14 protein-coding genes and 2 pseudogenes are annotated in these 13,045 nt (G+C 41.3%); 8 read left to right on the plus strand and 8 right to left on the minus strand.

Features of this window, described 5'->3' with window-relative positions; translation table 11 throughout:
• Nucleotides 1-24 precede the first annotated feature (24 nt).
• Nucleotides 25-363 (plus strand): DMT family transporter, encoded by a 339-nt coding sequence (locus tag ACQQ6X_RS24660; RefSeq protein ID WP_305167990.1) that lies wholly within the window; start codon nt 25-27, stop codon nt 361-363.
• Nucleotides 360-674: a DMT family transporter gene (locus ACQQ6X_RS24665; RefSeq protein ID WP_305167991.1), complete on the plus strand. Its 315-nt coding sequence runs from the start codon at nt 360-362 to the stop codon at nt 672-674. Before ACQQ6X_RS24660 ends, ACQQ6X_RS24665 begins: the two co-directional genes overlap by 4 nt.
• Nucleotides 675-795: 121 nt before the next feature.
• On the opposite strand, the gene ACQQ6X_RS24670 is transcribed toward ACQQ6X_RS24665, so the two are convergent.
• Nucleotides 796-1,407: a hypothetical protein gene (locus ACQQ6X_RS24670; protein WP_430493509.1), complete on the minus strand. Its 612-nt coding sequence runs from the start codon at nt 1,405-1,407 to the stop codon at nt 796-798.
• Nucleotides 1,404-1,793: a hypothetical protein gene (locus ACQQ6X_RS24675; protein WP_430493510.1), complete on the minus strand. Its 390-nt coding sequence runs from the start codon at nt 1,791-1,793 to the stop codon at nt 1,404-1,406. The genes ACQQ6X_RS24670 and ACQQ6X_RS24675 overlap by 4 nt, the downstream gene beginning before the upstream one ends.
• Nucleotides 1,794-1,989: 196 nt before the next feature.
• Here ACQQ6X_RS24675 and ACQQ6X_RS24680 point away from each other — a divergent pair, with 196 nt between their 5' ends.
• The gene (locus tag ACQQ6X_RS24680; protein ID WP_305167992.1) at nt 1,990-2,358 is read left to right on the plus strand and encodes a hypothetical protein; all 369 of its coding nucleotides are present in this window, start codon (nt 1,990-1,992) and stop codon (nt 2,356-2,358) included.
• 39 nt (nt 2,359-2,397) lie between these two features.
• Nucleotides 2,398-3,615: a sialidase family protein gene (locus ACQQ6X_RS24685; protein WP_305167993.1), complete on the plus strand. Its 1,218-nt coding sequence runs from the start codon at nt 2,398-2,400 to the stop codon at nt 3,613-3,615.
• Nucleotides 3,616-3,727: 112 nt separating this feature from the next.
• On the opposite strand, the gene ACQQ6X_RS24690 is transcribed toward ACQQ6X_RS24685, so the two are convergent.
• The 4 genes and pseudogenes from ACQQ6X_RS24690 to ACQQ6X_RS24705 form a co-directional block, all read right to left on the minus strand.
• Nucleotides 3,728-3,835: a YjcZ family sporulation protein gene (locus ACQQ6X_RS24690; protein WP_231116802.1), complete on the minus strand. Its 108-nt coding sequence runs from the start codon at nt 3,833-3,835 to the stop codon at nt 3,728-3,730.
• A 160-nt stretch (nt 3,836-3,995) separates the two neighbouring features.
• Nucleotides 3,996-4,262: pseudogene (locus tag ACQQ6X_RS24695) on the minus strand (IS3 family transposase); the annotation flags it as partial.
• 176 nt (nt 4,263-4,438) lie between these two features.
• Nucleotides 4,439-4,623 (minus strand): annotated as a pseudogene (locus ACQQ6X_RS24700) (IS3 family transposase); the annotation flags it as partial.
• Between the two features lie 654 nt (nt 4,624-5,277).
• Entirely contained in the window at nt 5,278-6,672 is a 1,395-nt protein-coding gene (locus tag ACQQ6X_RS24705; RefSeq protein ID WP_305167994.1) for a helix-turn-helix domain-containing protein, read from the minus strand.
• Nucleotides 6,673-7,235: 563 nt separating this feature from the next.
• Here ACQQ6X_RS24705 and abc-f point away from each other — a divergent pair.
• Together abc-f and ACQQ6X_RS24715 are read left to right on the plus strand one after the other, a co-directional pair.
• Nucleotides 7,236-8,723: a ribosomal protection-like ABC-F family protein gene (abc-f, locus tag ACQQ6X_RS24710; RefSeq protein ID WP_305167995.1), complete on the plus strand. Its 1,488-nt coding sequence runs from the start codon at nt 7,236-7,238 to the stop codon at nt 8,721-8,723.
• 441 nt (nt 8,724-9,164) lie between these two features.
• Nucleotides 9,165-9,551, plus strand: a complete 387-nt coding sequence (locus tag ACQQ6X_RS24715) for a helix-turn-helix domain-containing protein (RefSeq protein ID WP_305167996.1) — start codon at nt 9,165-9,167, stop codon at nt 9,549-9,551.
• A 225-nt stretch (nt 9,552-9,776) separates the two neighbouring features.
• Here the strand turns inward: ACQQ6X_RS24715 and ACQQ6X_RS24720 are convergent, their stop codons facing one another.
• Nucleotides 9,777-10,631 (minus strand): helix-turn-helix domain-containing protein, encoded by an 855-nt coding sequence (locus ACQQ6X_RS24720; RefSeq protein ID WP_305167997.1) that lies wholly within the window; start codon nt 10,629-10,631, stop codon nt 9,777-9,779.
• Nucleotides 10,632-10,745: 114 nt separating this feature from the next.
• On the opposite strand from ACQQ6X_RS24720, the gene ACQQ6X_RS24725 reads away from it, so the two are divergent.
• Together ACQQ6X_RS24725 and ACQQ6X_RS24730 are read left to right on the plus strand one after the other, a co-directional pair.
• The gene (locus tag ACQQ6X_RS24725) at nt 10,746-11,909 is read left to right on the plus strand and encodes an epoxide hydrolase family protein (protein ID WP_305167998.1); all 1,164 of its coding nucleotides are present in this window, start codon (nt 10,746-10,748) and stop codon (nt 11,907-11,909) included.
• 734 nt (nt 11,910-12,643) lie between these two features.
• Entirely contained in the window at nt 12,644-12,790 is a 147-nt protein-coding gene (locus ACQQ6X_RS24730) for a DUF6199 family natural product biosynthesis protein (protein WP_369425881.1), read from the plus strand.
• Between the two features lie 52 nt (nt 12,791-12,842).
• On the opposite strand, the gene ACQQ6X_RS24735 is transcribed toward ACQQ6X_RS24730, so the two are convergent.
• Nucleotides 12,843-13,045, minus strand: a 203-nt coding sequence (locus ACQQ6X_RS24735) for a transposase (RefSeq protein ID WP_305167999.1), incomplete at its 5' end; no start/stop codon positions are given.

A 13,045-nucleotide genomic window follows, 5' to 3' on the forward strand; every position in this document is an offset into this window, starting at 1 on the left:
ACGAAGTTTAAGGAGGAACGTGTTATGAACAAAACGTGGATTTCAGTCATTGTGGCGGCTATATTCGAAGTTGCTTGGGTTAGTGGGTTAAAGCATGCGGATAGCTTTTGGGGATGGGCTGGTACAGTAATCGCAATTTACATCAGCTTTTATTTGATGATAAGGGCGGCGCGTTCATTAGCTGTCGGAACTGTATACGCTGTATTTGTCGGTCTAGGGACGGCAGGAACTGTGGTAACTGAAATCCTTTGGTTTGGCGCAGACATAAGTGTTTCAAAAGTTGCTTGGATCACGTTGCTGCTTATTGGAGTGATTGGACTGAAAATGCTTAGTAAGAAGAAAGAGGAGGTAAGCGAAGTATGAATTGGGTGTATTTGATTTTGGCGGGCATTTTTGAAATGATCGGAGTATTACTTATAAACAAATTCAATCAAACTCGTAGTTGGAAATCGCTGACTCTTTTGATTACAGGTTTTGGTCTAAGTTTTATTTTTTTATCGTTGGCAATGAAAACACTCCCGATGGGCACAGCTTACGCTGTATGGACTGGAGTTGGCGCTTCTGGAGGTGCTATCCTTGGAATGATGTTTTATAATGAGCCACGCAGTTTAATGCGGATTTTATGTATAGGGCTGGTCCTAAGCTCTGCTGTGGGGCTGAAACTAGCCAGTTAAGAATATATTAGCGCTGCCCTAAAGTTCATTTCCTGAATAAGCCAACGATAAACGTTAATTCAAAAAAAGCTACGGCAGTCTAGGACTTTATTTTCTCCACGGCTGCCGTTGAAATGAAATTCTACGAGGGAATTATTATAGCATAATATATTGTAGTAATTTTCCATTGCCCATCAACGTAGTTTCCATTTATTTTATAATACATCTTGTGAAAAGCATTATATAAATCTTTATCGCTTTCTAATCCCTTAGATTCATTATTTGAAAAACTTTTAGCTTTATTAGCATTAGCTTTTTTGACTTCGTCATTAACTATTGCGATGTGTTCTTTAGATTTTTTAATTTGCTGCGCCTCGTATGACCATTCGTTAAAGTATAAATTTCCTGGGTTGTAATCAAGTGAATGTTGAAGTAAATTGGCTGTAATGTCCCCGTACTTCTTTCGAGCTATAGGAACAGCTACTAATGCAAATGCTTTACGATCAGGATAATGTATTACAGTATCTGTTGAATTCTTTACCTTCTCTACGCCTCGCACCCAAGTTTTTTCTAGTTCTACCATCGGATTTTCAAACGGATAAGTATTATTTCCTGCATACATTAGCATATTCTTACTATATGCGCCTTCGAGTATTTTTTGCGAGACATCAGACTGATCCTGTTCACTTATTTCCTTGGGTTCTAACTGAGGAGTGTACTGAATTTTTCCCAATTGATCTTCTTTTTGTTTCAAAACAAGTTCAAATTCAAGGATCTCTTGCTGGTATCAATCTGTTCTTGATACTCATCTACATAAGCGTGTGTAAACGTAATATCTCGGATTGTGTTTTCATTTCTAACGATTTGGATATTACATTTGCGATAGTAATCCTCACTATCAGGTTTATACTCTGTGTTTGCCCATGTATACAGCATGTTGGAATTATCCGCATTGTCTACAACTGAAGGAAGCGAATGAAGCGGAATTTTGCTTCGAATATGTAGCGAATGAGTCAAGTTTGGAGACTTAGCTGAAAGGTTTATGGAACTATTATTCTTATAAGTAAAGCCAATGACCTCACCTTTTACAAACTCGATTGGTTCACCACCGGATTTACGTTCTGTGTATGGTTCATGCATACAAAACAAAAAGACTACTCCTAAGAGTTCAAGACAAGTTGTCTATGATTTTTATATTTGATGGGCCCTCAAGACTGTAGTTCCTAAGTTTAGACTTTCACTTCACTCTTACTTTTTCATAGAGGTGATTTTGTCCAAACCATACTAGCACGTACTTCATATACTATAAAAAAATGAATAGAGAGGTGTTGTTTTCATGGCTTTTACAACGGGCATTATTACAAATACAGGAACTGTCTCCTCTGCCACAAATCTTGCAATTAACATCGGCAATGATAATCTTAGCTTTTCATCCAACGTTGTGTATCATATCTACGTATGGAACAGTACGGTGAGTAAGGCACTGGTTTATGCAGGTTCACTGAACATCAATGCCAACACGAGTCAACTTCTTAATTTCAACATTGCAGGTAATTTTGCTTACGAGGTTCAGTTTCTCGTAACAGGAACGGTTCCGACGGATACAGTCATTACTGTATTTGGGACGGACTCATCTGGAAACGTAATTCCTTACCAAAAAGTATTACAACAAGACCTCACCCAAATCGCACAACTCAACCCATAAAAAAACTTCCATTATCCTTTAACAAAAGGAGAAGTCATCATGGTAAATGTACAAATCTCACCAAGTACTAGTAGCCAATTTGAGCCCTCCATCGCCGTAAACTGGCTAAATCCCTCTGTTATGGTGGTGGTTGCTGTAGATTTAAGAACAGGACCAGCGGCTATTGGCTTGTACAGGTCAATCGATGCTGGTGCGACATGGAGCACAACGATACTTCCAACACCAGCCGGGTTCGCTAGCATCGAGTCTCCACATGTTGATTATATTTTCCCCAATTCCTTTGTCGTGGCGGCCCATGCCTTTGATTCAGACGGCCTCAGCGGTACAGTCGTCACTTATACGTCCATAGATAACGCATCTTCGTTCGGATCGCCTGTTATTGTTAACCAGGGATTTGGACAATTCGTCAATGACGATCAAGTAATTGTTACCACTGATAAAGCGGGCTCCAGCCCGTTTTTTGGAAACATTTATACTGGCTATACACACGACTACAACACGCAATTTATACCCGGAAATACGATATTCTTCAATCGTTCCATCGATGGAGGAAATACGTACTCGGCTCCATCCCTTCTCTCTTCAGTTAACGAATTTGAAGAATTCCCCGGGATGGCCATCACATTAAATGGAATTCTTATCGTAGGATGGATTACCCAGCCCCCCGATATAAGTGAATTTAACACTCGTACATCACAAGATGGTGGAACATCCTTTGGAATTGAAACTCGAGTTACGCCCGTCGTTGTCCCACCTTCCCCGCTGCCAGGATACCAGTTCAGGTGCCTGACATACCCTGTCATGGGGGGCGATATCTCGAATGCACCAACGACGCGAGGAAATGTCTACGCTGTATGGCAAGACTTTCGGCAAGGCTATTCGGATATCTTCCTCTCTGTCTCGACAAACTTTGGCGTCGATTGGGGTCCGCCTCAACCCATTACAAACAGTCCGGCGGGATCGCAGAACTTTTTTCCGGCCATTACAGTTTCTCCATCGGATGGGGCAGTTTTCGTTTCCTATTACACCAATCGAGTCAATCCGCCTAATCTTGACGTTTTTCTGGCTACATCTAGAGATGGCGGAAATACATTTACCAACACTCGCATAACGACCACTTCATTCAGTGTGGCAGGGTTAACTTTGATCGGAGACTACATCGGCAATGCAGTTGTCCCGCAGACAGACCGTCTTGTAACGGTTTGGACAGACACCCGAACCGGAACTGAAAACATTTGGTTTGACGATAACCAATAAACCCTTAGATTTCAAATTTTGAAACAAAGTGAATTAAAAACACCTTACCAGCCGAAGCCAATAAGGTGTTAGTTAAATGAAGAGAGAGCATCCAACCGCTATCTTAAGAAAGTTAAATCCAACACGATTTAAGGATAATAACCAAGAGGATATAGAGCACCAAGATTGCCGTTGTAGAAGTCCACGCACCGCAAATAGCTGGACCTGCGCATCCACTCATAGCTTTAGCCCTCCTTTATTTGTCGTCACCTTAATATATGTGAAAATACACTCTGTGACCGGGCATTTAGGTAAATAGAAAAATCCCCGCCCACCGTTATGAACTGACCCCAAAACGTTAGACACAGACAGACTTAGGCTGCTACAGAGGACTAAATGCGTTATTCTACCGGCGACAGTCCTCTGAGCTTTTGTTTGGTTCTTCGATAGTTGTAATAGTGTATATATTGATGTTGATGTAGTTCTTGAATGAAATGTTCAATGGATTCAAATTCTTGTATGTAAAGAAGTTCCTTCTTTACAATCCCAAAGAAATTCTCTATCACGGAGTTATCCAGGTAGTTCCCTCGGCGTGACATACTTTGTGTGACTCCTCTCTCAGAGAGCATATACCGGTAGTGCTTTTGTTGATATTGCCACCATTCATTGATCAGAATACAGAATGAGATTGTGTGCTCTGGTAGCTTCTGTCTTATGATTGATAGGAAGTCATTTTGCGAATCTCTCTGGTCATGGTTCGGTATCCTGCTCGACACTTTAATTCATCATTAAATATACGCCGCATTCCTGTTTTCACATCGGCGTACTTCAGGCTTGTTCCACTTTTTCACGTGATAATAGTAAGTTCTTCGAGGAATGCCTGCAATGTTGACAAGCTCTTTGACGTTAAATTCATGCCTTAGCTCGTAAATCACATGAGCTTTGTCGTCGTTTGTAATGAATTTTTTTCTGTACTAAGGCATTCAATTTTTTTAGGTACGTAACCTCCATACGAAGGCGTCGGTTTTCCTTATTCAGCTCGTCTATAACACTTTCATTTACCTCCAATTCTTTCTGTGGCTCTTTATTAGCTGTACGTCCTCGACGCTCAATATAGAGTCCTTCAGGTCCTTCATTTCGATAAATACGCTCCGATTCCGAATGGATATATCCTGTACGTCTACTTTTTCACAGAAGCTTTATAACTCAAATGGTTCTCATGCATATCTTCTAATATGTACTGCTTCTGTTATCCAGTAAAAGTCCTGTGAGTTCCCTGATCAATCCCGCAGCTCCACGCTTGGAGTATGCGGCTACACATTCATTAACCGTTACATGGTTCATTCCATACTTACGTGCTACTTCGTTCTCAGACAGCGCCCCTCAAGTACATCTATAGCAACTTTAATTCATATTTCTTCACTGTATTTAACCATAAAGTAAAATCCGCCCCCTTTCTTCTTAGCGGATTATACCAAGTGTTTAAGATTTGGGGTGCGGTTCAGTTAAGGTTGCAGGGATTGGCCTTGCTTACGTTTAAGCCTTCCAACTCACATCCTTTAGTTGAATAACCTGACTATGTGACTGAACAGTCACAGTAACAATAAACAAAAACTAGCTGCAATGATCAAAGTACCATTTTTTAGTATTTTAAACATTTATTCTAAAAAGAGGACATGGATATTAATAGTAAAATAATCTTTCTCTTTGCCCTACACTAACTAAACTTTCATACTTTATAAAAGTTCTAACGTCAGCAAATTGTTTAAACTGCTCAAATAATTTTATGCATCTAATGAAAAAGGATTCTTTGTTATTGGCTAATGATTTAGATAACACATCTAGCAGGTATTTGAAGCCATAAGAGTAATTGCCTCTGTTCAAGTAGTATTTAGCAAGTTCATATTTAAAACATGTTGTTTGCTCTGGTACTACCTGATGAGTATACATATCCGATGATGGCTGTTGTACAAAAGAATCAATAATCATTTCAAACCGTTTAAGTATATCATTGACGTCTAACTGAAATCGGTTAGCAGCTATCATAACGTTCAATAGCTTCGAAAGTTTCTCACTTTCCATAGTATGTGCTGTTCCAGCTATGTATTCAACATAATCTGGAAGCACACTTATATCTCCTGACAGGAGCTTATTAACATAAATATTGCATCTCGCCCAATCCTGATACAATTTAACCCAATAAAGGGTATTGTCATCAGTTTCTTTGACCCAATCCAAGTCTGCGTAGGCGTATGTATATTGTAGAGCTTGCTGATAATCGCCTTGGGCATCACAGACACTTGCACATAACAGGTCAGCATAGGCAATATATACAAACATAGGGCGACTCAACTTTCTGGTAGCCTCATCGTATTCTCGACTCTTGTATTGGTGTTTCATTGAATATTGGATTTCCGCTTTAGCTCTCATTTTGCGAGCAACTTCATCAACCTTGTCCCATTTTCGTAAAGACCTGTACACGTTTGCCAAATCCTTCAATGCGTCAAGCTGGTCTATTTCATTCAAACGCTCAACATAAGGCTCAAACAGTGTTGCTACCCTTAGGTTACGACTTTGATCGTCACCAATCTGGATCGTGAACATGCGATACTGACAAATCGCCAAACGTTCAGAGTGCTGATATTTCTCCACTTCTGCCACGTTTTCATAGAGTATCAGCGCGGCATCATGCCGTCCCTGTGCCAATAATTCCTCTGCAATGTCAAATAGCTTGGGCGAATACAGTAAATTATCCATGATGACTCCCACCACTCGACGGATCACACCAAACTTGTCCAACTCCGCACAGCGATATAAAAATGGCTCAATTCGCCTCATATTCGGAGGATGGTCGATGATGTAGTTTTCTACGAACAAGTCGTAAAAGTAGCCTTCTGGTAAACCCATGGCCTCAGTAATTCGATCCAGTTGGTTAACAGACAAAGGCTTGTTTCCTGTCACGATAGCACTTACTGCTCCCCTATTCATATCCGCAATATGACCAAATTGTGTTAAACTCAAACCCTTTTGTTGTAGGTATCTGTCTAATTCAGCTCGAATCGTAGGTGTATGCTTCATTCCATAGCCACCCTTCGAATAAAAATTCCATAATTTTTAAAAACACACTTCATTTTTCACCATAATTGACCCATATGTCAATATATTATGCAATTAATATAATTAATTAATTTTTCTCATTAGTTGACCACAAAAAAACTTACCACTAATCTTTTCTGCCGACAGAGAGTATGATTCTTTTCATTATATTTTTGCTGTATGTTGTTCCTAGTTTTTTAGCAATGAGTTTAGTTGAATTATGCGAGGATTTTTAGCCTAAGAGACAACGCAGGTTGTAGTTAATTTGCTATTGTGATAAACTGGATGTAATTTGATGACGGGAGTTGAACGGATACATGTAGGACTTTCTTGTTTTGAGATCTCGAAAAGAACGGACTCAGCGATTTGGCTAGGGTCGTTTTATTTCATCTCTGCAAGAAAGGTCTGCATTTCGTTTGCGCTCCCTATCCGGACAGTCATACGGCCCCTTGGAATGGGGTCTTATTTCCTCGTATGGATTAGAGCCGCAAGAAAGCACCTTTCTTGCGGCTCTTTTTTTATTTCTACACGAAAGGATGATTGCCATGCCCGCCATTCAGGTAACCAATCTTACTTTTGCCTATCCAGGCAGCTATGACCCCATATTCGAACATGTCCATTTTCAAATTGATACAGACTGGAAGTTAGGCTTTACAGGACGAAACGGTCGGGGTAAAACGACGTTCTTAAACCTGCTGCAGGGGAAGTACGAATACAGCGGTACGATCTCCACACCAGTGGCCTTTGATTATTTCCCGTTCCCCGTCGAACATCCAGAATATTTGACCTTAGATGTCGTCGAAGAGATCGTGCCAAACTATGAAAGCTGGAAGCTGATGCGCGAACTGAACCTGCTGAAGGTGTCAGAAGACGTGCTGTACCGGCCATTTGAATCGCTGTCCCAAGGAGAACAGACGAAGGTATTGCTAGCCGTGCTCTTCATCCAAGACAATCGATTTCTGCTCATCGACGAGCCGACCAATCATCTCGACGTGCATGCACGCAAGCTTGTTGCCGATTATCTAAATACAAAGCGCGGTTTTATCCTTGTTTCACATGATCGGGCTTTTCTCGACCGCTGCGTGGATCATATTCTTTCGATCAATAAAACGAATATCGAAATCCAAAAAGGCAACTTTTCCAGCTGGTGGACGAACAAAACTCGTCAGGATACATTCGAAATGGCACAAAACGAAAAGCTGTACAAAGACATACAGCGTTTATCTGCTTCTGCTAAACGTACTAGTAGCTGGTCTTTCGAGACCGAAAAATCGAAAAATGGCACACGAAATTCCGGTTCCAAGCTTGACAAGGGGTACGTCGGACATAAGGCAGCCAAAATGATGAAACGCTCAAAATCCATCGAACAGCGGCAACACGCTGCTTTAGAGGAAAAATCGAAACTGCTCCGAAATATCGAACAGTCGGAAAGCCTTGCGATTTCTCAGCTTGAGTATTCCAAATCCGAACTGGCGATACTGGATCATGTCACGATTTACTACGGGGAAAGAGCGGTTTGCAAGAACGTGAGTCTGACGATTGAACCCGGAGATCGGATTGCAATTTCAGGTCCAAATGGTTCAGGTAAGTCTAGCTTGCTTCACCTGCTCAACGCTGAGGCGCTACATTATACAGGTACGTTTCAGCGGGACCCGCAGCTTCGCGTTTCCTATGTATCCCAAAATACTTCTCATCTGCGAGGAACACTCTCCGATTATGCAGCAGAGCACAGAATTGACGAAAGCTTATTTAAGGCCGTGTTGCGTAAACTAGATTTCGCCCGCATCCAGTTTGAAAAGGATATATCTGCGTTTAGCGGCGGGCAGAAAAAGAAAGTCCTGATCGCGAGAAGCCTATGTGAGGAGGCTCATCTGCATATTTGGGACGAACCACTCAACTTTGTCGATGTGATTTCCCGGATGCAAATTGAGGAACTGCTGCTTGAGTACACGCCGACCATTGTATTTGTGGAACATGATCGGGAATTTCATGACCGTGTCGCCACAAAAACGATTGAACTCGGTGGGAATTAGAATTTTATAAAGTGACTTAGAGTAAGACGTGTTTTCAACAGCAGAAAGCTTGGCACAACAGCTTTTATGAAAAGAGAAAAGATTGAACTAAAAGCACACGATAGTTCAAGCGAACATCGGCAGACTAGGATTTTATTTTTTGTCCTTGTCTGCCGATGTTTTTATTGAAAAGTATCTTCAAAGCAATCCTTTTTATCATATAAGTTGTACCAAGCCTTAGCAATAAGGTTTGGATCTCCATTTGTGCTTGTGTTTTGATGAAGCCCATATCAGATCACTCTGGTTACAATTACTGATCCCATCTTAAGGGATGCAAATTCTGCAAATCTGGCAAGCATATTTGAAACAATAGAACATCAATTAGAACATAAATCGGGCAAGACGATCACTACCTTAGCTACTGATGGTTGGTTTCGCTTACTCTTAGCAGAATTTGCTCGCTTGAATGCAAATAAATTACATTATTCTTCAGCTGAAGTTCTTACCGACTCCGAACGTTTAGTAGAACAAGCGATTAGATGGTTCCAAACGCAGTATATGCTGCCAATCTCCATTGAGAAATTAGCAGCTTCTCTTGGCTATCACCGCACACACTTTACTAAGGTGTTCAAACAACTTACCAGTTTATCCCCCAAGCAGTACATTAATCAGGTTCGCATGGAAAGAGCCAAGAAGTTATTGAACACAAATATAAGCATTGAACAGGTCGGAAATTCTTGCGGCTTTTCTGATCCCTTGTATTTTTCAAAACAATTCAAAAAGTGGACAGGGGCCTCACCAACTCAATATAGAGATGAATTAAAACGATCATATAAAGATAGGTTCTAACAAGAGAGGCGGAGCTATTTTATTGATGGCTTTTCCCTAATACAGAATGCTCGTCATTTTGTAAAGTCGTCGCTATGCTCTTCGAAGCTCTAGTTACCCTAAGGCCGCTTGGAAAGAGAAACACTGAAAGTCTGGAGGAAAAACAAGGTGAAAATGGCACTCACAGATGATCAAACGATGCATTCTGGTTATAGCCTTAAAACCATTTAAAACCTTAAGGGCTGGTTATAGAGCACCAGCCAACTCACGTGAGGTTTTTCGATAAGTAGTAGGAGACATACCTAGTTTCGCCGTAAACTGTTTAATGTAATAAGTATCATACTCGAAACCCGCAGCACGGGCAATTTCATTTAGGCTCATATCTGTGTGAGTCAAAAGATCACGCGTAACCTTCAACCGATAAGAAAGCAAATAACCCATTGCTGTATTTCCGCATCTCTCCTGAAACCTCTTATTCAACGTTACACGGTTCAAATGAGCGCAATTCGTTAAATCCTCCAAGGAAATCTTCTTTGAATAATGGGTGTGGATATAATCCAATACTGCATCAACAGGTGAGTGTTCCCTTTGTTGATTCAATTCTTCTAACAACCCCAAAATTTGAATCAGATACCTTTTGATTCTGCACACCCAAAGCGCGTCGCTTTGCGCTTGAACCTCCGTGCCCAGCACAAAAAACCATTCCAATAAAAGTGGATAAGCCGTCTCGGTTATACGAGGTACGCCGTAATAACCCTGATTTCTTTGAAAAAGAGAAAGGCCTGTATGTATCCTGGGAATTTCCGGAAAATATTCCTTGGTTTCGGACAGAACGGTCGAGTTCAGAAATTCAAGGTGAAAGCTAAAGGATTGCGCAGCCACATCGTTTTTTTCCATCACTTGCACTTTATCGTCTTCTGTCAAACATAGTACGCTGGGTGCGCTAACGAATATGGGCCTTTCGTTCAAATTCCATTTGATGCTTCCAGACGTAATAAAAATTAGCGTAAGCCGTTCGGGATGGGGAAAAACCGTAAAATCCTCGATGGCGTTGAATTCAATATTTACGGTTCTTTGTTTGTAGCGGTCTATTTGTGGCATAGTCATCACCTATCAAATCGTATAGTTAAATGCTTCACTTATAACAGTGTAGCACGCCAATCCAAATGATATAATGACGTCGTCAACATCCAGACGAAAAGGAGAAGCAACGCTATGGCTATTAGACGTTTTAACATTCATATATCCCATGAAGTTCTTGATGATCTACATTCCAGGCTGCAGAATATCCGTTGGCCGGACCAGTTGGTAGAATCGAATTGGAAGCAGGGAACGGATTTGAATTTTTTAAAAACACTCGTTTCCTATTGGCGAGATCAATATGATTGGCGCGCACAAGAATCTTTGCTTAACCGGTTATCCCAATATCGCTGCCAGATCGATGGAATAGATGTACACTTTGTCCATGAGCATGGGAAAGGTCCAGCTCCCTTGCCCCTTATTCTTACACATGGCTGGCCGGACAGCTACCTCCGTTATCAGAAAGTCATTCCTCTGCTTACCGATCCGGCCAATCACGGCGGTGATCCTGAAGATGCTTTTGACGTCATCATCCCTTCCTTACCCGGGTTTGGGTTCTCTGGTCGTCCAATCCATGAGGGCGTGAACAATTTTTATGTCTCTGAAATGTGGGCTAAACTTATGACGGAGATATTGGGATATCAAAAATTTGCTGCCGCAGGTGGCGATATAGGCTCTGGCGTTACAAGATATCTAGCTTCAAACCATCCTGAGCTTTTAGTAGGCATTCACCTGACTGATATCGGCATTATTCGAGAGCTTATGGCTGCACAGGATCCAGACAAACTTTCGGAAGCAGAACGCCAATATAGAGAAAACGCTGCCGAATGGATCTCCAAGGAAGGAGGTTATATGTCCATGCAATCAACGCGTCCACAAACTCTTGCTTATGGACTCTCCGACTCGCCGGCAGGTCTGGCTGCCTGGCTTATCGAAAAATTCCGTGCCTGGAGCGACTGTGGGGACGACCTTTTGAGAACCTTCAATCTTGATGAATTAATCACGCATATCATGATTTATTGGGTTAACAACACTATAGCTTCATCAACACGTATGTATTATGAAAATGCAAACTCTTTGCCGCCGCTCGGCTCCATACAAGTTCCAGCGGGCTTGGCCTTATTTCCGGCCGATATCCTGCAGCCTCCCCAAGAGTGGGCTTCGCGCAGCCTCAATATCATCCGCTGGTCTCCAATGCTCCGCGGCGGGCATTTTACCGCTCTGGAGGAACCAGAGTTTTTTGCCGAGGATATTCGTGCATTCTTTCGGCCTCTTAGAACCAAGATGAATAATACATGATGCTGTCCCTTTTCGTTCCTCTGCCGCTTTCTAAGATGACATCCTACAAATATAGGCATTAGTATCCTGTTAGTTTAATGTTTAATTCTACTTTAGTCCCAAAAATTTAATTTCAGTAATTATATGTTTCGTGCTTGTGCGCTTCTCCATAAGCTGGATTACAAAGCGCACTTCTACTTTGATGCGGAATCCAAATGGGTCACTGGTATCAGAGGTGCAACGGTTAAAGATGATATGAAATCGATAGTTCCAACTTCAAAATTTTACATAGAAGGAGGCTTTGCTGGAAATATTTATTTATATAAATGGCAACAAAAAGGTAACCATAGAGTGTGCCCATTTTATCAAGGCTTCATTTACAAAATATTCCCTTAATAATAAAAACAACTCTAAAGTAAGCACTTTTTTTCAAAGGTGCTTACTTTAGAGTTGTTTTTATCTGCCGTATTTTATACTGATCTCTCTTGCATTTACCCTTTCTATAAGCATGCATCGGTCTATACTACCACACCCATATATACAGTACAGCGCATAGTGTTTAGGCTCTTATTATGAGGTGTCTCCTACAAGATGAAAGAGAACATGATAATTCTTGGATCATATCGCCCAGTTTCTTCAAAGTCGTTTCATACTCTCCACGGCTTGTACAATTCCCTTGAAGCACTTAAGTATGCTTTTAAACCGTTGTTGATTATTGGTATGATTTACTTAAAGGGGCTGATTAAATGGGATTCATGCTTATTCTTATTGCTATTGCTTTTTTCACGTTTGGTATTTTAAGTAAACGAAACCCCACTTGGGGATGGCGTGCCAACGAAGCCTGGAAGATCAAAGGGGACTCAGAACCAAGCGACGCTTACATTAATGACCTGAAATTTTAGGGCTCTGCATCTATTCTCTTTGGTGCTTTCTTTTTAGGGCCTGTACGCAAACCTATTTGAGCCATAAACGAATTGAAAGCAGCGTCAAAAAAGCCATGAACATGTTCGCTGTTTTTTCATAGCGAGTGGCCAAGCGTCGATAGTTTTTTACTTTGTTGAAAAAGCATTCAATTAAGTGTCGCTCTTTATACGTTTCAGAATCTAACGGGCGCTTTACCCGCCGATTGCGTTTGCTTGGGATAACCGGAGTGATCG

Source organism: Paenibacillus ottowii, from assembly GCF_050516475.1.
GTDB lineage: Bacteria > Bacillota > Bacilli > Paenibacillales > Paenibacillaceae > Paenibacillus > Paenibacillus ottowii.